The sequence below is a fragment of the Nocardioides sp. P5_E3 genome (genome assembly GCF_054049275.1).
On sequence record NZ_JBFUMR010000012.1, the window covers coordinates 1 to 19397 of the forward strand.

The 19397-nt window shown below is 67.0% G+C and carries 18 protein-coding genes; 5 read left to right on the forward strand and 13 right to left on the reverse strand.

Features of this window, described 5'->3' with window-relative positions:
• Window positions 1-195: hypothetical protein (locus ACXJKB_RS09335; protein WP_457187637.1), on the forward strand; the 195-nt coding region annotated here is incomplete at its 5' end.
• A gap of 361 nt (window positions 196-556) precedes the next feature.
• Here ACXJKB_RS09335 and ACXJKB_RS09340 read toward each other — a convergent pair.
• From ACXJKB_RS09340 to ACXJKB_RS09380, 9 genes are all read right to left on the reverse strand, one after another.
• Window positions 557-2059: a hypothetical protein gene (locus tag ACXJKB_RS09340; protein WP_457187639.1), complete on the reverse strand. Its 1503-nt coding sequence runs from the start codon at window positions 2057-2059 to the stop codon at window positions 557-559.
• A 248-nt stretch (window positions 2060-2307) separates the two neighbouring features.
• Window positions 2308-2943 (reverse strand): hypothetical protein, encoded by a 636-nt coding sequence (locus ACXJKB_RS09345; protein ID WP_457187641.1) that lies wholly within the window; start codon window positions 2941-2943, stop codon window positions 2308-2310.
• 644 nt (window positions 2944-3587) lie between these two features.
• On the reverse strand, window positions 3588-4907 hold the full coding sequence (locus ACXJKB_RS09350; RefSeq protein ID WP_457187643.1) for a hypothetical protein: 1320 nt from the start codon (window positions 4905-4907) through the stop codon (window positions 3588-3590).
• Between the two features lie 273 nt (window positions 4908-5180).
• Complete coding sequence (locus ACXJKB_RS09355; RefSeq protein ID WP_457187645.1) at window positions 5181-5762, reverse strand: hypothetical protein; 582 nt, start codon at window positions 5760-5762, stop codon at window positions 5181-5183.
• 723 nt (window positions 5763-6485) lie between these two features.
• On the reverse strand, window positions 6486-6776 hold the full coding sequence (locus tag ACXJKB_RS09360) for a hypothetical protein (RefSeq protein WP_457187647.1): 291 nt from the start codon (window positions 6774-6776) through the stop codon (window positions 6486-6488).
• Between the two features lie 2286 nt (window positions 6777-9062).
• On the reverse strand, window positions 9063-10343 hold the full coding sequence (locus tag ACXJKB_RS09365) for a hypothetical protein (RefSeq protein WP_457187649.1): 1281 nt from the start codon (window positions 10341-10343) through the stop codon (window positions 9063-9065).
• Between the two features lie 168 nt (window positions 10344-10511).
• Window positions 10512-11096, reverse strand: coding sequence for a hypothetical protein (locus ACXJKB_RS09370; protein WP_457187651.1), 585 nt, complete (start codon window positions 11094-11096; stop codon window positions 10512-10514).
• A gap of 539 nt (window positions 11097-11635) precedes the next feature.
• Window positions 11636-12094 carry a RidA family protein gene (locus tag ACXJKB_RS09375; protein ID WP_457187653.1) on the reverse strand — a complete coding sequence of 153 codons (459 nt, stop codon included), beginning with the start codon at window positions 12092-12094 and terminating at the stop codon, window positions 11636-11638.
• A 24-nt stretch (window positions 12095-12118) separates the two neighbouring features.
• Entirely contained in the window at window positions 12119-12739 is a 621-nt protein-coding gene (locus ACXJKB_RS09380) for a TetR/AcrR family transcriptional regulator (RefSeq protein ID WP_457187655.1), read from the reverse strand.
• Between the two features lie 528 nt (window positions 12740-13267).
• On the opposite strand from ACXJKB_RS09380, the gene ACXJKB_RS09385 reads away from it, so the two are divergent.
• The 4 genes from ACXJKB_RS09385 (at window position 13268) to ACXJKB_RS09400 (ending at window position 17559) form a co-directional block, all read left to right on the forward strand.
• Window positions 13268-14770 carry a hypothetical protein gene (locus ACXJKB_RS09385; protein WP_457187657.1) on the forward strand — a complete coding sequence of 501 codons (1503 nt, stop codon included), beginning with the start codon at window positions 13268-13270 and terminating at the stop codon, window positions 14768-14770.
• Between the two features lie 158 nt (window positions 14771-14928).
• Window positions 14929-15051 carry a hypothetical protein gene (locus ACXJKB_RS09390; protein ID WP_457187659.1) on the forward strand — a complete coding sequence of 41 codons (123 nt, stop codon included), beginning with the start codon at window positions 14929-14931 and terminating at the stop codon, window positions 15049-15051.
• A gap of 495 nt (window positions 15052-15546) precedes the next feature.
• Window positions 15547-16020 carry a heme-degrading domain-containing protein gene (locus ACXJKB_RS09395; protein ID WP_457187661.1) on the forward strand — a complete coding sequence of 158 codons (474 nt, stop codon included), beginning with the start codon at window positions 15547-15549 and terminating at the stop codon, window positions 16018-16020.
• A 108-nt stretch (window positions 16021-16128) separates the two neighbouring features.
• Window positions 16129-17559, forward strand: a complete 1431-nt coding sequence (locus tag ACXJKB_RS09400; RefSeq protein ID WP_457187663.1) for a hypothetical protein — start codon at window positions 16129-16131, stop codon at window positions 17557-17559.
• Window positions 17560-17642: 83 nt separating this feature from the next.
• Here the strand turns inward: ACXJKB_RS09400 and ACXJKB_RS09405 are convergent, their stop codons facing one another.
• From ACXJKB_RS09405 to ACXJKB_RS09420, 4 genes are all read right to left on the reverse strand, one after another.
• Window positions 17643-18203 carry a sugar O-acetyltransferase gene (locus tag ACXJKB_RS09405; RefSeq protein ID WP_457187665.1) on the reverse strand — a complete coding sequence of 187 codons (561 nt, stop codon included), beginning with the start codon at window positions 18201-18203 and terminating at the stop codon, window positions 17643-17645.
• Between the two features lie 95 nt (window positions 18204-18298).
• A complete protein-coding gene (locus tag ACXJKB_RS09410) occupies window positions 18299-18373 on the reverse strand; it encodes a 50S ribosomal protein bL37 (RefSeq protein ID WP_369759046.1) in 75 nt (24 codons plus the stop codon).
• A 77-nt stretch (window positions 18374-18450) separates the two neighbouring features.
• Entirely contained in the window at window positions 18451-18735 is a 285-nt protein-coding gene (gene rsrA / locus ACXJKB_RS09415) for a mycothiol system anti-sigma-R factor (protein WP_457187667.1), read from the reverse strand.
• Complete coding sequence (locus ACXJKB_RS09420; RefSeq protein WP_457187871.1) at window positions 18732-19367, reverse strand: sigma-70 family RNA polymerase sigma factor; 636 nt, start codon at window positions 19365-19367, stop codon at window positions 18732-18734. The genes rsrA and ACXJKB_RS09420 overlap by 4 nt, the downstream gene beginning before the upstream one ends.
• Window positions 19368-19397 lie beyond the last annotated feature (30 nt).

Below are 19397 nucleotides of genomic sequence, written 5' to 3' on the forward strand. Positions count from 1 at the left end.
GTCGAGTCGAGAGCTGCCGACGGCGAGGGAGCGGGTCTCACCCTTCTCGGAGGCCACGAGAATCGCCCCAGGGAGGTCCTCGAGGTAGACGTCGGCGCTGGGGCTCTGCCACGACTCGACGATCCGGTCGAGAACGAGAGGTTCCTCCGCAGCATCGGCAGCCGCGTCCGAGGTGTCGCTCGACGGGCGAGGTGAGTCGTCTGAGCCGGAGGTGCAGGCGGAGAGCAGCACCAGCGCCAGGACCAGGCTGGCTCCGGAGCGGCCACCTCGTATGCACGGCACGTGCATTCCCCCAGCGTCTACCTCCGACAGCCCGGCCGCAACACCGACGACGGCGCGGGATGGTCCGCGCGACGGTCTCGGCATCTCAGGCAGCCGTCTAGCGCGGCTACCGGATCTGCGGCGATCCGCTCGACCGGATCTGCCGATGAGCGGATGACCCTGCCCATAGGGTTGTCAGCGATCATTCGACGGCGTAGATCCTCGGAACACCCAGTGGGAAGTCGACTGGCCGATCTGATCGGTGGTTACGTCTGCGGCAAGCGGCGCAATGGACTCACCGGGCCTCACAGTGGACTCGTTGCTCGGTGTCGCAGACGTCCCATCCTTGGCGCCCATCTGCCCAGTCACGTCCGCGACCGCCGATGAGAGTGTCGCGGTGCCTGCGCCCGCGCAGCTCGTCCTGTCCGGCTCCTCCGTATGCATGATGGGCCGCGTCAGGGCACCTGAAACGTCGTCCTTGGAAGCCACTGAGGGTGACCGTGTCTGCGCCGCGACGGGCGCGGACCACGGCGTCGCAGCCGGCCGCGTCAATGTAGTTGGGGTCATCAGTCCCGACGATGCGAAGGTGACGAGCGTATGCGCTCGCGTTTTCCACGTCGTCGACTTGGAAACGCGCTGCATCGCGTCCCTTGATCAGAGTGCTGCGGTTCAGGTTGATGGCGAGGCGCCACAGTATTGCCGACACGTGTATGGAGTCGCGTCCTGATCCGGCGTCGACACGGCTGTTCGGTCCTAGGGCTTCGACATCCAAGGAGATGCGGTCGTTGCCGCCGGCCAGGTCGAGGTCGAGGGTCCATGTCGGCCCCTCCTCATTGACCGAGTCGATGGAGATCTCCTCGCGTTCGTCGCTACCCGCAATGCGCAAGAAGCCCGGACTCACGTCGAAGAAAAATCGCGAGGCGTTGTCCCAGGTGAACGTCGGCGTGCCGTTGAGGGTGCTTGTCTTCCGTGCGAGGTCCATGATCCACCGGTCGGAAGCGTTTAGGTCGTCGAGGAAATACAGTGAGTTGTCCCCGGGTCCGGCCACGAGGTCGCCGTGCGGCCCGCGCGGCCCACGCAGCAAAGCGATGTCGTCTCCCTCCCCGAGATCGACCGCGTCTGGAGACGTACGAGGACACAACGTGACCCAATCGTCCCCCTCAGCCAGGACGATCGTGTCTGGGGCGTCCGTTGACACGACACCGGTGGTGTACTGCTCGCAGGTCTCGACACGCTCGTCGGTAGGTCCGCCCAGCACCACATCAGCCTCGCCGCCAGGCCGGATGAAGGGGAAAACCGCGTTGTTCCCGGTCGGCAGAGCGCTGGTGTCGATCAGGTCTCTGCCACTACCAGCACTCACCGAGGGCGAATCGACGTAACCTCCAGGCGGGGGCAGGGTGACACAGATTGTGTCGGCTCCACCGTAGGTGTAAATCTCAAGCGCACCGTTGGTGACCACAACGTCGTCGTCCGGAGTACCCTCGAGCCGGGCGCCCGTGCCAACGATCGTGGCCGGCTCACCGTGACACACCGGCGTTGCGGACGCGCTCTGGTCCGTTTCAGTGACCGCGCCGTCGAATCCAACTGCTCCGTTCGAGGCAACCCCGCCCGCTGCAACGAGCCCGGCGGCAACAGCGGAGATGGTTGTAAGGATTCGCATCACGTGCCCCTGTCGCCGGGTCTGCCACGCTCCGTCACGGGGCGTCCCGCGTTCGAACTTCGGCTCCTTCTGCCACCGTAGGGCGTAGCTCGCACGGACGCATCCCTCAACCGGGGGCGTCCACGTCAGATGGGTCATCCGCCGACATCAAGTTGGTGCGCCCAGAGGTACCGCGCTGGTACCGGTCCGCTTCTTCGCGTCTCCCGGCATCCGGATCTGCCGCATTGAGCGCGGCTACGCTCGCCCGGATCTGCCGTGACTCGTGCGTCCGACAGACCGTTGAGCTGATGCTCGCCGAACACGGTGGCGTGCTCGTCCCTGAATCGTGGGTGTGGTTCCTCAGCGGTCGACGCGGTCCAGCACGCCCTGAGCCTCATGGCTGTTGCTCAGCTGAGGCCCTCGGCGCCGTCGAAACTGGGATGACTGGTGAGGTGGGAGTGGTGTCCCGTGTTGAGCGAACCCGCCTCCCCTAGCTCGCGCGCGTGCCGGAGGAGCCCTGCTAGATCTCCAATCTCGTGCCACGGCATGTACCGATCCTCGACTCGCACCATGCGGGTCTCCGGCGCCTCACCAGAAGTCAACCGACGGCCGTCGGCCGCGCAGACAGCGACGGTGAGCTCGGCACCCGCCTGCGGACTCCACGCGACCGAGGTCGTTGAGGGACCGTGCCGGGCATCGAAGTAGCACGGCGTGCCGGGTTGCGGCACCTGCTCGCCGTCGCAGAGCGCTCGCACAGAGGCATGGTGCCACCGAGCATCAATCAGCACCTGCTCAACAGCGATGACCTCCTCGGTGGTCGTGCTGACGGCCAAGAGATGCTTCGCCTTGTCGTGGTACGCGATGGCCTGCTCGCAATGGTGCTGTACCTCGTGTCCGGCGTCAGCCCCTGCGACGCCAACCCGTAGCTCGGCGAGGTCCTCCCCTAGAGCGACGATCTCCTGACGCATGAACCGTCGCGCCGTGCGGAAGTCCTCCTGCTTGGCAAGTTCCTGCTCGCGCCTGCGGTGCCGTCGCTCGAACATGCACGCAGCATTCCACTGGAGGGGACCTCCCGTGAGCCTTCCGTCCGCGCCGCCCTGGCCGCCGACCCATGACGGGTGCAGGTTCCTGACCGGCGCAGGTCCCCGCCACCCGGCCAAGTTGCCTAGCGGACCGGTCGGAGGCGTCTCATGCGAACGTCCGGATCTGCCGCGATGAAGCGCGCAGGCTCTCAAAGGAGACTCGCACTAGCCTGAGTAGATGTCCGACAAGGCAGCGCGTCGCCAASCACGCCAACAAGTGGCCGCSTATCACGAGGCGAAGCTCGCCGAWCTCGTCRCRCACGTSGCYGGCGCGATCGATCAATTCCGCGACGGTGAKCTYGACCCRTTCGASATGGACCGCGTGCTGTTCCAATACTCGCGAGCGGCGAAAGAGCTMTGGAAGTACTGCAACATCGGCAACGTCGAGGTGGCCGCMCGKTACATMCGSGAGGATCCGGCGATCGACTGGTGGGAGCGSGGAGCCGTYAAGGAGCGGTGACGCRCRTGCGTCATWCCGCCGCGAGCGCGTCTAGTCCACAGACGGTTGTGCCGGACCCACGCAGGCGCGGCTCATGTTGCCGTCGTCGCCGAGCAATTACCGCCGTCATTCCGAAATTCGCAGGCCACTACGGGCGGTCAGATAGTCAGCTTGAAGGTCGTCGCGCTTTGCATTGGACTCGACGCTCGCCTACGCACACATCGCCGCCGCCACCGCCGTTGATCTGGTCGATGCCCGGCCCCCCGCTCAGATACTCTCGGTCGGGCCCGCCAGTAAGTCGGTCGTCCCCGACGCCCCCTTCGGCTCGTCGGGGTCCTTCCGGGCACCAGGAGCGGCGCCATGGGCGGTGGCCCAGGGTCACGTCGTCGTCTCCGCCACGACCACGGGTCACCGCGACACACGCGTCGGCTCGTAACGTGTTGTTAAGCTCGTTGCCCGTGAGGGTGAGACGTGTGGCTTGGCCGCGGACGTCCTCGAACCCGGTGACTGATCGCGGAAGCGTCCGACGTCCGCCTGTGATCGTCTCGTCATGCAGGTCGATCTCGAGCCTGCCGGACGAGGACGCGCCGAGGAGGTCCCGGCCCATCCCGGCGTCCATGCTGCTCCCGGCCGCTACTGCCGCGATGTCGACGCGCAGTCGGTCGTCGCCGCCGGCGAGGTCGACTGTGGCCCGTGCCGCAGGCTGACCCCCGAGCAGGTCTCCAAACAGGCGTAGGTCGTCGGGTCCGTCAGTGCCTCGTACCGTGAGCGTCGCGGACGTGCCGAGGACGATCACTTCGCTTGCGTCGTCCCATGTGGAGACGTTCGTCGTATTGAACGTGCTGGACTTGGCGGCGAGGTCGATCCCCCACGTGTCGGAGCGTATGAGCCAGGGACCGGAGAAGATCAGGGTGTTGGCGCCGGGGCCGGCCGTGAGGTGCCCATGCGGTGCCTGAGGGTCGAGGATGAGGAGTGTGTCGTCGTCCTCGCCGGTGTCGATGGCGTCCGGCGATCGCTTCTCGCACACGCGTACCCAGTCGTTTCCGCCGGCCGTGGAGACCGTGTCTGGCGCCAACCCGCGGCATGCGTCGACATGCTCGGTCCCCGGGCCGCCGGTTACCACGTCGCTTCCTTCGCCGACATCGGTCGACAGGTACGCCCAACGCGGCAGAGTGCTCGAGTCGACGACGTCGTCGCCGGTACCCGGGAAGACTGCCCATCGTCCTGAGATCTCACCAGTGGGTGCAGTGGTCACGCAGATGGTGTCATTCCCTGCCCCCGTGGTCACCAGGCTCGCACCATTCGTGACCACAACGTCGTCTCCGGACGTTCCTCGCAGCGGGGAGTCGAAGTCAAGCGTCGCGCGCGTTCCGACGATCGTGGCCTTCAGCCCGCGGCAGGTGGGTGCCGCGCCTTCGGCCGGCGCGAGGGCAAGTGCCGCAGCGGGCACCGCGACCGGTCCGATCATCAAGCCGACGACGGCCATGCCTGAGGCACGTCTCCGACCGGCCTTGCTCAGTGGTCGTCGAGACGTGTTCCTCACCCTCATGGCGCATGTCCTCCCAGGTGGACGGTACGCCTCGCGGTGGAATGGCGACCAGAGTTCTGATGCCGCGGGCTTGGAACGGCGAAGCGTCCTACCGCCGCGTTCCCGACACATCTGCGCGCCACTTTGGAGAGCTCCTGCCCCGCAGAGCCGGCAGGAGTGACTAGGTCGCGGCTAGAAACACGACGATGGCCGGCACCGCCGCAGCCCGGCTCAGAATGGCTGCCCCTTCATATCCCCCGCAGCACCCGGGCAGGCATCTTGACCATCAATGCCGGCCAAGCCGTTCCAACCACTGAACGCACCCCAAAACCAACGGTCCCCCAAATGTTCAATCGTCGATACAGGCAGCGTGAGGGTGACTTTGTTTCCTTCGACCTCAACGTCGGCTGTGGAGAGGCGAAGGTCGCGAGAGGACTCGGGGCGGGCCACATGTCCGTCCACCCACACCATCTCAATCTGCCGGTAGCCTGAGATGTCCCTGTCGCGCATAACGTAGAAGCCCACCCAAGCTCGACCCTTGCGCGGAATGGGTCCGGCAAGGCCAGCGCTCAGGAAGACGTCGTCGTCTCGGGTGCCGATGCTGGCCGTCACGAGGTCCATCGGGCTGGCATCGCCCTTCTTGTCCTTGCAGACCGAGGTCTTCGCCGACACCGATACCGAAGGGGCTGTGGATGGGACTCGCGGGGTGGTCTCGGCGCGACTCCTAGGCTTTTCCTCTAGGTTCGGATGGCCGCAACCCACCAACAGAACTGCGACAACGGTCAGCATTGAGAACCCAAGGACAAGCCGCATGGTCGGCACGCTAGTACCAGTGTGAGCGCACTGGCAGACATGCGTGTCTGTCAATGCCAGCCACGCTCACGTCACTCGCTGGGATGCTGTTTGCGGCTAGGCGACGGATGGATGTGGCCGCCGGTATCAGCCGCGTCATATCGCCGCCTGTTGGCGCCGCACCTGGACATCGGGATCTTGCCGGTGCGACCGCGGGGCCAGGAGGGGCTATCTGCGGATAGTCACTAGTTGTGACGTCCATAAATTGGCCGCAAAGTCATCCCCACCCAGCCCTCGTGGTGCGGCGGTCACGCTCACCCTCGAGTTCAGGACCCATCCGGTTGTCCCTGCCGCGCAACTTCCATCCCGCCCAGACGAAGAACAGGACAAGAAGCGCGATACCGATTACGAACGGAGCCACGGCGACCACCTCCAAGCGACCTCCAGCGTATGCCTCGCTAAGCAGGTCTGCCGTCCATGTCTAGACAGTCCGCGGGGTACCTCGATCCGGCCCCGGGCTCCCTGGAGGAGAGTCGCAAGGACGTCCTCGCGACGGATCGGCCCGCCGGACCGGAACGTCCGGATTAGCCGCGACGAGTGCGTCAAACCGCCGCGTGACGGGCTTCCGGTCTGGCGCTGAGCGCGTGGAGCTCGCATCGAGCTCGCAGCTCCCCAGCTCGTTCGTCACCGGAACGGAAACGAACTGGTGAGAGCAAACCGGCTCACGGATGGGGAGTGGTCGTCCTAGATTGCGCATTGGGGCGACGACAGCATCTGCAATGTGAAACCTTCGTTGACTGGGGTGTTCGTGTTGTTGAGGACTTGCACCCGAATCTCGCTGGTGGTCTCGCCTTGCGAGAGTGCTGCAAACCTGACGAGCGCGGTCCCGAAGTTGACCCACTTGGCACACCGCGAAACGTCGACGTCAAACGTGACAAAGTACAGTCCATCGCCAGGATGCTTCGTGACCGACAGAAGGTGGGTCGTGTCCGGGTCGGACAAGTTGGCCCCGTAGGGACCGATGTCGATCAACACCGGCCGGGATCCACTCGCCCCTGCCGGCCCTGATGGTCCACTCGGACCTTGGGGTCCAGCCGGTCCAGCCGGTCCGGCCGGTCCCATCGGCCCTTGGTGCCCGGCCGGCCCCGTCTGACCATCGGCACCAGGAGCACCGGGAGCACCGGCCTTGCCCGGTTCACCCGCCGGGCCGATGCTGCCCTGCAAGCCTGTCTCGCCTCGCGTTCCTGCCGGACCGGTGGGTCCGGCCGGCCCAGCGGCGCCCGGAAGGCCATCGCGGCCGTTCGTACCGTTGGTGCCGGTAGGGCCAGTTGCACCCGTCGCACCAGCTGGGCCTCGAACGTTCCATGCCAGTCTGCGTTCCCCGTTAGCGCAGCCCCTTCCGATTGCAGGGATGCGGACACTCCCAGACTTGGCGACGCATGCCGTGATTGTGGCGGCTGGTGTGCTGGGACCAGTCGCTACCGCGACTCCGCCCGCAGCAAAGACGGCCCCCGCCAGGGATGTGGCCGCGAACGGAGCGGCTTTGCGGAACGGCATCGAACCTCCACTGAACGCACGAGCTGGCGGAGGTCATCGTTGGGGCGGCGGAGAAGCGCAGCGACGGAAGGGGTGACTACATACCCAAGTTGGGGCACCGGACCGGGTGGTTCGGGGTCTCGGGCGTCACGGCAGCCGTAACCGGCCCGTTGGGTGTCCAAGAAGAAGATCGGACAGATAAGCGGCGCGCGCGATGCAGCCGCGAGCTGGTCTCTCCGCCGCGTAGCAGCGCACTGCGCCGGCCGGCGCCGCGCTCGTTCAGCGATCGCGCCTCACTCGATCACCAAACGAGGCTGCTACTGCTGCGAGGAACCGCCGCTAGTTGCAGACGTGAAGGTTCCCGCCTCTCGTACGACACCTCATTACTGAGCCGATACCTGATCCATGCCGGCTCCTGCACGAACAGCCCATGAGTGAACCAGCCACGGCGGTCCTTGATGTGCGGCCGGATCAACCGGAACGGGAGCTTCGTACGATCTGGCTCTCCCGTGCTTCCCGTCCTGAGTCCATCGGCGATGACCACTGGATCAGCCCGGGCTCTCATCACCAGGACTCGATGCCAGGTCGCCCGGATGCGGGCCCACGCCTCTTCCGAACGCGGTAGCACGGGTGTATGCATAAGGACCAGCAGTTCACCGGGCTGTTCCAGTTCCACGTCCATTAGGACGTTTCCGCCGTGGCTATGTCCAAACGCGGTGTCTAGAGCAGTTTCGCGGGTCTGGAGCCAAGTGGCCAGATCAGCACTCGCCTGCTCGCGCTCGATCTGGGAGTAGGCACCGGACCACCGAAAATAGTCAGGATCGTCATACAGCCCAGGCGTGCAGGAACCTTTGATGTGCGAATGGGTTGGGTCCCCAGGTCGGTGCCAAGATTCCTCGGATATCCGACTCCACGTGCCTTGCACCGTTATCGAGTCCCCCCGCGCGGTCTCGACCGCGGACAATCTTGTAGCCGAATCTCCGTCGGCGCCTAGTCCAAACCCCAATCGCGCGGCGGCGACGCGCGAGGCGATCACGTTGCGTGACTGCAGGGAAGCTCGGAGTACGCCGAACGTCTGTGGTGCATTGGATTCCCAGAGCAGGGGCAGTGTGTCGGGCGTCGTGGCCTGCTCAATCACCGGATTGAGGGCATAGCTGGCCACGACCGCAGCACCCATGGCCCGCTCGACCGGCGAGCGAGACCTCATAGAAACCCAAGCAAGGGCGAGCGTCGACGATTTTCCGGGATCGTCTTCAACTGCTTCACGCACTGCGCGGATTTGTGTGGCCGGCTCCGACCGCCGAGCGTCGAGAGCTTGCGGGACGTGGTCTCGCAAGTAGGCCTCAGCGTCTCCCCGCACTATTCCTTCCCCCGGACCGCGACCGCCATCGGAGAGCCCGTGAGGGACACGAAGGGCGGCGGCGTCCTCACGCAAGTCAGCGGCCTGCTCGCGGGAACCGACCGCGAACTGACCAAGAACTCCGAGCTGGGCTGCGCGGCTGAGGGACGCCACAGGCGTGCGCGCTTGGTAAGCAGCAAGGCCAGCGAGTGGCCCCTCGAGCGCATCCTGACCGTCAGCCATAAAATGACCTCCCTCGCCCGCACCGTGCGCCTCGCGATCGAGGGCTCGTGCGACCCAGCCTGTACGACGGGAGCCGCGGTGACAACGATGCGGCTACGCCAAGTGCCAGCATCTCCGCTCTCTCGGCGGACGCCCGAGGAGCCGTGTCATTCCGCCGCCCATGCCCCGCACAGGCGTCGACCAACTCCTCTCCAATTGGGCGCTCAACGACCTGGAGCGACCTCGGACCATGTGTACCCGTCGGTCGAGATGGCGAGCGTGTCGTATCCGGTGCGCGCGACGATGACGCCCCCACTTGCGTCGAGCAAGTCCATCCCGTGGTGGCCGAACAGGGCGGGTCCGCCTTCAAGAGGGACGGGGTCGCTCCCGTTCGGCGGCAGACGCCAGATCTGTCCTCCTCGAGTGCATACAGGCGTCGAGATGAGGCACTCGGTGTCGTCGACCTCGGCAAGGAGGAGCGATCCATCGGGAGCGAACGCCATACCAGCGAAGGGCATCTGATCCCGTGGCAGCCGCACGCGACGGAACTGCTCCTCGTCATCGGTCCGCCACAGTTGCCGAAGGTGGTGCGGCGTGTCGATTCCGTAGTCAGCCAGGGCGAGGGCCTGGGAGGCCCCGGGTCCGATTGCATAGGGAGATGCCGGGGCGTCGGGCAAAATTCGTTGCCGACCGAGGGGAAGCTTCACGTCTGTCCGTTGCCACGTCTGGCCACGATCCGTGCTGGTGTGGAACCGCCAGGCCTCGTCGCTACCGCGGTACCCGTCAATGATCAACGCTGCACCGTCGCGCCCCGGCACTGACATCTGAACGTCACCGGGAGGGGGGCCAGCGAGCGGGAAGATCTCTCCGGCCTCGACATCGGTCGCCCACAGGCTCTCCAACATCATGCTGTCATCCGGGGCCAGGGTGCGCACTGGTGCATCGATGGCCCAGAAGAAGTGGTAGCTGTCGATCTCGAGGAGGTCGCTGTTGGTGTCGGGTGCCCGCGGCTCCACGATCCGCAAAGGCTCCGCTTCGCCGCTTGCGTACAGGACGAATGGTGGAGCCGCCCCGCGGGAAGAACCACCTTGGGGCTTGATCGCGACAGCCCCGCGTCCCAGAGGAAGGTAGGAAAGGTTCTGCGCAAGGCCGTACCGGATCAGGAGATGGGATGCGTTGACCCAGTTGTCGTCGGTGGTCGAGATGACCGTGTCGCCAGACTCCCGGCCGTCGAACCATGCCACCGCATCGGTGGGAGAGGTGTACTGGACATCTCTCAGCTCGAACTGAGCACCGACGCGGTCGACGAGCTCGGCCTTCTTCATGAACGCGGCGAGATCGTCGCGATCGACCGTCGGTGCGCGGTCTCGCGTCACAGACTCGGAGGCTGCGGTCTCGCTTGCTGACGGCCCCCGCTCCACAGGCAAGGCACGGTCATCGGCGCTGCATCCCACGGCGAACACAGCCAGCGAGATCAGCGACAGCAGCTCGATGCGTCCTGACACCTCTCCCTCCCCGGTCGTGGGAACGGACCCTGTCACGATCCCGCGGGGCGTCTGTTCAAGCAAGCGCCGGCCATGTGCCGGGAGGGGCCGCGTCCTTCCGCCGCGAGACGGGTAGGCGCGCCGGCGGGCGTTTGCGGCCGTGACGTCGAGATCCCTCGCCGCGTCGGGTTAGAAGGGCTGCCTCCTCATGCCCTGGCCCGGGCAACCATCCGATTTCCGGTCGGCTTGGCCGGTCCAATCGGTGAACGCAAACCACCCCGAACGACCCGGTTTTAGGTCGCCGACCAGTGACCCAGGAACCGTCATGGTGACCGTGTTTCCGTCGACCTCAACGTCGGATGGGGACAGGCGGAGGTTGGCCCTCTTTCTTGTGCTGTCCTCGTAGACGTACGGCTTGACCATGCGTCCGTCCGTCCACCTCATGGCAACCTGCCGGATGATTTGGAAGTCGGCGCTCTGTACGTGAAATCCCACCCAGACGTCATCTGTCTGTGGAACTGGTCCGGCGAGCTCGGCGCTCAAGAGGACTTCGTCGTCTTGGATGCCGATCCTGGCCGACAGGAGGTCTACCGCGCCGCCGTCGCCATCCTTGTCCTCACACACGGAGGTCTTCGGCAACGCCGCCTCCAAAGAGGTCGAGGGCGAGACTGGAGGATTCTGGTCAGCGTGCCTCTTGTCGTCGTCCGACCCGCCGCAGCCGGAGAGCGCTAAGACGACCAGCGCCACGAAAGCGAATCCGCCATGAGGCTTCACGCTTGGCACGGTAGTGCTGTCTCGAGGCGCGCCGGAAGGGTCGTGACCGTTCGTCGTGTGGTGGGTCACTGCCAGCCATGCTCACGCCAACCACTAACAATCCATTTGGAATCCGTCTTGATTCACGTGTCGCGAGTCGCTCGCCTCGACGTGCGCAGTTGGGCGGCGCTCCGCTCGGGCTCGGGGCGGGCGGGTGCTCCAACACGTCGAGCCCCGGAGCCGACTTGACCGATGCGCAGCTGATTCCGAAGTTCCGGGAATTCCTGGAGCACATCGCCCCCGCGACCGGATTCTTGGACTAGACGTCCGCATCGGTCGCGATAAGTGAGTAATTCCGCCGCCTGCCGGCGCAGCTCGACTATCAGCCAGTGTCATGGCGACGAGGGATCGGGGTGTGGGCACGGCCATCCGTCCGGTTCGATGCGGAGCCAGACGGAGGTGCTCTAAAGGGGGCGAACACGGGTTGCTCGGTGATGCTTGATGGCTTGCGCCCGACAGGTGCCCGTGATCCGCGCCTCGCTGACCGGTCGTGGGCTCGGTCAGGCCAGGACCGCGGTTGCCTCTATCTCGACAAGGAAATCGGGCGTCCAGAGGGCCTGGACGCCGATCACAGTCAGGGGAGGCATCGGGGCCGGGTAGCCCTCGAGTTCCTGTGCCCGTGAGATGCCGTCGAAGAGCGCGGTGGCCATGTCGGCGTTCCAGTTGACGATGTAGATCGTCAAGCGGGCGATGTCGTCGACGTCTCCACCGGCGCCGCGCACGCCCACCGCGACGTTCTTCAACGCTGAGTGAACCTGCTCCGCGAGGTCGTTCGAGGTCGGCTCCCCTGCAGGGGTCGCCGCAGCCTGTCCCGCGAGCAGGACGGTGCGGGTCCCGGTCGCGGTCGCGACGGGGGCGTAGTCGCTCTGCCGCAGCAGGCCTTCGGGGTGGCTGAGCTTGACGGTCATGATTCCTCGCTTCGTTGTCGGTGGCGCGACGACGATCGCGACGTCACCCACGGCACAACTTTAGCGGTGATAGATTCATTCCCCGGTTCGCTGTTGAGACCCCACGATCGACTGCAGGACGACGCAGGCGTGCTGGCGACGTAGCCGTTCCTGTTCCGCTTCGGGCAGGTCAGCGAGTGGACTGTCCATCAGCAGGACAGCCAGTCCGTGAGAGGCCGCCCAGACGTGAATCGAGACGTCGTCCACCGACAGCCCGCCGGCCCCATCCCCGATGGCGTCCCGGACCGCTTGCTGGAGGATCTCGAACGCCGCAAGCCCCGAGCGACCCCTGGCCGCCGCCGAGGGCTGTAGAAGCTCCTCGATCGACGAGCTCCACACCACGGCTCGGAACAGGCCCGGATGGTCCTTCGCGAAGTGCATGTAGGCCAAGCAAATCGCTGCGAGGTCGGAGTCAATCCCTTGGCGAGGACCATGAATCGCTTCGTCGAGTGCGTTTGCGAGGTCCGCAGTCGCTCTTCGACCGACTGCCAGCAACAGGTCGGCGCGATCCTTGAAGTGCCAGTACGCCGTTGCTGCCGACACGCCAGCCTCTCGCTGCACTGCGCGGACTGAAAGTGCCGCGGGTCCTGTCGCGGCTGTCATCTGGTAGGCGATATCCAAAAGTCGATCGGCCACATCCGTGCGGGGGTCGGTCATGCGTTCATTGTCGACCGTTGGCGAAGCAACTGACGACAGGTTCCGCGACGCACCACCACTCGCGAGCAAGACCCTGCCCGTGGCGGCGCGTAGGAGTGGGGCCTGTACTCAGGATTCGGCTCGAGGTGATGCCATGACATCAGTTGCAGGAGTCTAAACAGCACGAGGCGAGGCTGACGGCAACCGCCGGATGCGACGTCAGGCGCTAGGCAACCAGTCGTCGACAGGCAGCGGCGCCAGAACGCCGTCAGACGGGCGCGGTGCGGCACAGACGCGTGACCCCAAGACGCGGCTGGAGCCGAGACCACGTCTGTCGTCGAGCGCACCACTTCGGAGTCGACCACCCGGGGGTGCCGCCCGAACACACCTGCGCGTCTTTTCGACGCGTACCGCCCGGGGCGCCACATTGCGCCGCGTACCGTCGCCCGCGGAGCGACGCTCGTGCCGATGAGCATGTGCCTGAAGTTCCCGGCCTGATCGGGACGGCAGCCCTGGGCGGAAACGCGATGGGCGGCGCACACTCGACGCATGGGCACCCACAGACTGAGCACCGCTCAGCGCTTGGCGGTGGTGTCGCTGCTGCTGGGCAGCGCAGTTGCGTGTGCGGCAGAGGATTCGTCTGGCTCCCAAGGCGTGCTATCGGCAGAAGCAGCGGCTACCACCGAGACGGCGACCGAGGTCGGCACGGTTCGAGGAACTGCTGACGAGGGGCCGGCGCCGTGCCCGTCGGAGCCGAAGCGCCTGCGGCGCTTGGGCGAAACCATGACTCACCGTCTACCCGTGTACGGGACGCTCGACGATGTGTTCGTGAGTCGCACCGGCACGGCGACGGTCGCGTGGACCGTCTCGTTGGACGCTGGGGAGATTCGCACTCTGGACGTCCCGCCCGGACCCGGCGACCCTCAGTCACCCGCGGGTCCTCCGGACCCCGAGCACCGCCAGGTGTTCAGCGGGTCGGGATTGCACGACGTCCTGGCGGCGGATGCGGCAGGTGTGCAGACGCTGGTGTGGTTCTCGGATGGCCTTGGGTACACCGGCGGACCGTCGCACTTCAACGAGATCTTCGAGGTCACGGTCGCCGACCGAGGYTCGTCCGGCGGCGCGTGGTCGAGTTTGCCGGCGGTGCTGGGAGCCGGCTTCGTCTCGGGTCATGCGCTTGGAGTGAATCCGTCCGGCGCTGCTGTGGTGGCCTGGAGTCAGTTCGAGGGGCGACGCCAGCGCCTGTACGCCTCCTACCGGCCGACCGCCGGCGCAGGGTGGGGGCCTGCGGAGCTGGTCGCGAAGGACGCGTCGCTGCAAGAGGCGGGTATCGACGATGCGGGACGGGTCGTGTTGCTGTTCAGTCGGGGGAACAACGCCCGCGAACGCCTGTATGCAGTCCGCCGCCCTGTCGAGGGTGGGTGGGGTTCCCCAGAACGTCTCCCTGGTGGCGGATTCCTGAGTCACGACTTGACTGTCAGCGCCGACGGTTCCGCGGTGGTCCTGCGTGATCGCACTGGGTACGAAGGGGACCCAGTGCCTGGGTCGCAGTTCACCGTGCGCATGACCCCTTCGGGCCGCTGGCAGTCTCCGGCCCGGCACCCGGCACCGACTGATGGGTTCTTCTGGAACCCCGTAGGCACGGATGCCAAGGGGCGAGCGCTGCTGGGGTGGTGGGACGGCGGAGACCTGTTGGTCAGGTGGAGTCGCGCGGACGGCGAGTGGCGCCGGCCCTGCATCCTTGCCCCCAACGTCACGCGCCCGCGTTCGGTCAACCCCGACGCGCAGCTCGCAGTGAACCGACGTGGGGATGCGCTGGTGGTGTGGGCGGCCAAAGGCGAGGAGCCGCAGCTGCGTGCCAGGTACAAGCGAGCCGGACAGCGGTGGACCGCGCCGGTGAACGTGACGCGAGCGGGCAGTCCTCCCGACGCATTCACCATCGCGCTTGGAGAAGGCGGCCACGCGGCGGTCGGATGGATGCCGCGCAGTGGGCGTCAGTTCCATGTCGTGCGAGCCGAGCTCGCGGACACCGACTCGCGCGGCCGGCGCTGAAGCCCCCGTCCGCGCCAGCGCGCCGGCCGCGCACCTGCAGGAGCTCATGCGATAGGTGCGTCAGACCGCCGCGATACCTGCCGCGGCCCCGCAGGCAAGCGCCTCGTCCTCAGTCGGCGGACCAGGTCGGGGATTCCCGACTCCGCCAGGTGAGACCAATGAACACCCTCCTGCCGTTCCAACCCGACGCGATGACGCCAGCCCAGCTCGCGGCTGTCTCCTACCTCGCCCGCTACTCCGGGCACACCCACACGCTGTACGCCTCCCAGCTGCGACGCTAGGTCGATGCTCCCGGCCCGGTGCACAGCCTGCGCCGAGGGCGACGCACGGGCCGAGTGGTGATCAGCGGGGAGGTTCGGGAAACATTGCGTGATGCTGGCATGACCGGCCTAGAGATTCTGGAAGCCAACTCTGCCTTCCCTCGTGATAGCGGCTCCTAAACCGGGGTCTGATTGACCCTGTGCCGGAGACCCTTGCAGTAGCGCCCGTGCCACGTGGGGGATGCAACGCCCGGATCTGCCGCGATGAGTGCGTCTATCCGCTGCCTTTACAGGCCTCTGTTGTATGCAGGTGAGCGGATGGCTTGACCGCTGGCACTTGGACCGAGGCAGACTGGCGCGAGCGTCGTCGTTGAGGAGATGTGATCACGTGAATCCGATCGGACTGGTCGGCTACGGCAGGTACGCCGTTGCCCCACTGATCACGGCCCTCGACGTCCCCGAAGCCACCCGAGTCAGCCTCGAACGGCATTCGATGCGAGGTTTGGGAGCCGGGCTGTGACCGGCCGAGAGCTGCTCGACGCGCTCGCGGAGCAGGAGTCGCGCTTGATCTTCGACCACTTCGACGAAGACACCGCCTGGGCACTCGGAGTCGCCCTGCGAGAGGCCGCCCTCGCCGCTGCGCTCCCGGTTGCCATCTCGATCCGCCGCAACGGCCAACGCCTGTTCCACGCTGCGCTCGCGGGCTCGTCAGCGGACAACGACGGCTGGCTTGAACGCAAGAGCGCCGTGGTCGACCGCTACGGACGTTCCTCGCTCCGCGTTGGCGAACAGTTCCGGGTCGATGGCGGGTCCTTCGACGCAGACGCCCGACTGCACCCGTCGGACTACGCCGCCCACGGCGGCGCCTTCCCCATCCTGGTGCGAGGCACCGGCTGTGTCGGCACCGTCGCGGTCTCGGGCCTCCCCGAACTCGAGGACCACCACCTCGTCGTCGAAACCCTCGAAGGCTTTCTCGCCACAAGGCGCTAGCTAGGCGTGGGCGCGTCATATCGCCGCTAATGCCTCACCGTCAGGAAGTCTCTCCAAACGGTTGCCGCAACTCATTGTCGATCGAACACGTGTTCGATAGAATGAGCCATGCCCAACTCCCTCCTCCCCCACCAGCCGCCACAGGCGGCCGATGAGGCATCGGCGAGGGAGCTACTGGAGCTGGCTGCCGGGGCGCTCCGGTCGCGCCGCCTGGCGGAGGTGGAGGAGATCCGGCTCGCGATCCAGTGGGCCGTCGTCAGCGGTCACCCGCGCGATGTCCGCGATCCCATGGTGACGCCCGGCGGTGACGGCACTCCCCCGGTCCGCGAGCACGCCATCCCTGAGCTGGCCATGTCGCGCGAGACCCACCCCGCCACGACCCGCGCCCTCGTCGCCGACGGGCTCGACCTGGCCCACCGCCTGCCGCTCACCTGGGCGGTCGTCGAGGCTGGCGACTGCGAGCCGTGGGTGGCGCGCAAGGTGGCCGTCATCTCACGTGCGCTGCTGTCCGAGCAGGTCGACCGCGTGGACCGCGCCGTGGCGAAGGCGATCGGCGGCCACGCCCCGTCGACGGTCCTCGAGATCGCTCGGGCCAAGGTCATCGAGGCCGATCCCGAGACCCACCGCGCCGAGCGCGAGCGGTCCCGCCACGAGCGCTACGTCCGCCTCTCCCGCACCGACGAGTTCGGCTACCGCCACATCATCGCCCGCGTCACCGCCGGCGACGCCGCCTGGATCGACGCCATGGTCGAGCGCGTGGCCGAGATCCTCGCCGAGACGATGGGCCGCGACCACAACCACGACGAGCTCCGCTCCCTCGCGATGGGCTGGCTCGCCCGGCCGGTCGACCTCCTCAAGCTGCTCCTCGAGCACACCAACGATGGTGCAGGCACGGACTCCGGCGAGCCCGAGCAGCCCGCGTGGGCACCCGACCACCTGGCCGACACCGTGGACCGGCTCTGTTCACTCCCCGCCCGCAAGCTGGCGAGGCTCCGCGGCCGCGGACGACTCTTCGTCCACCTCACCGACGACGCCCTCCACACCGGGCAGGGGGTCGCCCGGGTCGAAGGTGTCGGCCCCATCGACGTACGACAGCTCCACGAGGTCCTCGGCAATGCCGACGTCACCCTCACCCCGGTCCTCGACCTGCGGATGCGTCGTCGCGTCGACGCCTACGAGCACCCCGAGGTGGTCAAGGACCACGCCTGGGTCCAGACAGGCGGCGACTGCTTCCCCTACACCCCACGCTCGGCCACCCGCGACGGCGTCGACTACGACCACGCCATCCCCTATGACGACACCGGCCCACCCGGCCAGACCGGCCCCCACAACTCCGGCCCCCTACGCCGGCGCCACCACCGCACCAAGACCCACGGCGGGTTCACCACCCGCGTCGTCGGGCCCGGGCGGCACCTCTGGCGCGCACCCCACGGCCAGGCGTTCCTCGTCGACCACACCGGCACGACCAGGCTGACCGAGCAACAGGGCACAGCGATGGCCGAGGCGATCGAGGACGGCGTCGAGCTCTACTTCGCCTAGATCGACCCCGGACATGCAAGAGCCCCCGCCGTGGCGGGGACGGCCCAGGCTCGGGTGACCCGGGCGCCGGACCGGGGTCAGGGTCAGAGCTCGCGGAGCACCCGGGCCGGGGACCCGACGGCGACGACCCCGGCCGGCAGGTCGCGGGTGACGACCGACCCCGCACCCACGACGGTGTCGGCACCGATGGTGACGCCGGGGCAGACGATGACACCGCCACCGAGCCACACGTTGTCGCCGATCGTGATGGGCTCGGCGGCCTCCCACTTGTCGCGCCTCGGCTGGGGCTCGAGCGGGTGGGTCGCCGTGAGCAGCTGCACGTTCGGGCCGATCTGGACGTCGTCGCCGATCGTGATCGCGGCGACGTCGAGGAAGGTCACGCCCCAGTTGACGAAGGTGCGGGCGCCGATCGTGGTCTGGTAGCCGTAGTCGCACTGGAGGGGCGGCCGGACCTCGCTGTGCTCGCCGAAGCCGCCCAGCAGCTCCTCGAGCAGTGCGCGCCGACCGCTCGCGTCGTTGGGGTCCATGGTGTTGATCCGGTGCGCGAGCCCTTGGGCGCGCTGCGACTCCTGGGCCAGGACCGGGTCGTCCGAGATGTAGGGCTCCCCCGCCAGCATCCGCTCCCGCATGCTCTTCTCGCTCATCGGGTCAACGTACAAGGCGGCAGGTGGGGGCCCCGGGACATGCAAAAGTCCCCGCCGTGGCGGGGACTTCTACGAGATGACGGCGCGGGTGCGCGTCAGGCGTTGGGGCGCTTGCCGTGGTTCGCGCCCTTCTTCTTGCGAGCGCGGCGCTTGCGTCCGGTCTTGCCCATGGTGGTCCTCCTGGAGTCGGTGCTCGGAGCAGTGTCTCAAATCCGCCCGGAGGCGGCCAATCGGGTCGAGCCGAGGCTCAGGCGTTGCCCTCGGTGATCTGCACCCGCACCTCGCGGAGCTGCAGGCGTACGCGGTCGCGGAGGGACTCCGGCGCGGACTCGGAGCAGGAGCGGGCGACGAGCTGCTTGACGGCCTTCTGGAGGTCATGGCGCTCGAGGCACGGACCGCACTCGCGCAGGTGCATCTCGACGACGGCGCAGTCGGCCTGGTCGAGCTCGTTGTCGATGAAGTAGACGATGCGCTCGATGTAGTCGACGCAGTCTTCCTTGCCGTCCTCCATGCCGTGCTCGTGGCTGCTCACGACTCGTTCCCCTCTCCCTGGCCGGGCACGGTGGACGCCGGCAGCAGGTCGTTGGCCCGCACGTAGTCGGCCAGCATGTCGCGGAGCTGGCGGCGGCCGCGGTGCAGGCGCGACATCACGGTGCCGATCGGGGTGTCCATGATCTCGGCGATCTCCTTGTAGGGGAACCCCTCGACGTCGGCGAGGTAGACCGCGAGGCGGAACTCCTCGGGCAGGCGCTGCAGCGCGTCCTTCACCTCGGAGTCGGGCAGGTGCTCGAGCGCCTCCATCTCCGCGGACCGGAGACCGGTCGAGGAGTGCGACTCCGCGCGGGCGAGCTGCCAGTCCTCGACGTCCTCGGACATCGACTGCTGCGGCTGACGCTGCTTCTTGCGGTAGGAGTTGATGTAGGTGTTCGTCAGGATCCGGTAGAGCCAGGCCTTGAGGTTGGTGCCGGGCCTGAACTGGTGGAAGGCGCTGTAGGCCTTCGCGAACGTCTCCTGCACGAGGTCCTCGGCGTCGGCGGGGTTGCGGGTCATCCGCATCGCCGCGCCGTAGAGCTGGTCGAGGAAGGGAAGCGCGTCACGCTCGAAGCGCGCGGTGCGCTGGTCGGAGGTCTCGTCCTCGACGGCGATCTCTGCAGGTGGGGACATCTCGTCCCGGAGCGATTCAGTCATCGCCTC

What these genes read in the sequence shown, in the direction of transcription:
- ACXJKB_RS09340 (WP_457187639.1), bottom strand. Translation starts at nt 2,059, where the DNA reads ATGACCCATCTGACGTGGACGCCCCCGGTTGAGGGATGCGTCCGTGCG.
- ACXJKB_RS09345 (WP_457187641.1), bottom strand. Translation starts at nt 2,943, where the DNA reads ATGTTCGAGCGACGGCACCGCAGGCGCGAGCAGGAACTTGCCAAGCAG.
- ACXJKB_RS09350 (WP_457187643.1), bottom strand. Translation starts at nt 4,907, where the DNA reads ATGGCCGTCGTCGGCTTGATGATCGGACCGGTCGCGGTGCCCGCTGCG.
- ACXJKB_RS09355 (WP_457187645.1), bottom strand. Translation starts at nt 5,762, where the DNA reads ATGCGGCTTGTCCTTGGGTTCTCAATGCTGACCGTTGTCGCAGTTCTG.
- ACXJKB_RS09380 (WP_457187655.1), bottom strand. Translation starts at nt 12,739, where the DNA reads ATGACCGACCCCCGCACGGATGTGGCCGATCGACTTTTGGATATCGCC.
- ACXJKB_RS09390 (WP_457187659.1), top strand. Translation starts at nt 14,929, where the DNA reads ATGAACACCCTCCTGCCGTTCCAACCCGACGCGATGACGCCAGCCCAG.
- ACXJKB_RS09400 (WP_457187663.1), top strand. Translation starts at nt 16,129, where the DNA reads ATGCCCAACTCCCTCCTCCCCCACCAGCCGCCACAGGCGGCCGATGAG.
- ACXJKB_RS09405 (WP_457187665.1), bottom strand. Translation starts at nt 18,203, where the DNA reads ATGAGCGAGAAGAGCATGCGGGAGCGGATGCTGGCGGGGGAGCCCTAC.
- ACXJKB_RS09420 (WP_457187871.1), bottom strand. Translation starts at nt 19,367, where the DNA reads ATGTCCCCACCTGCAGAGATCGCCGTCGAGGACGAGACCTCCGACCAG.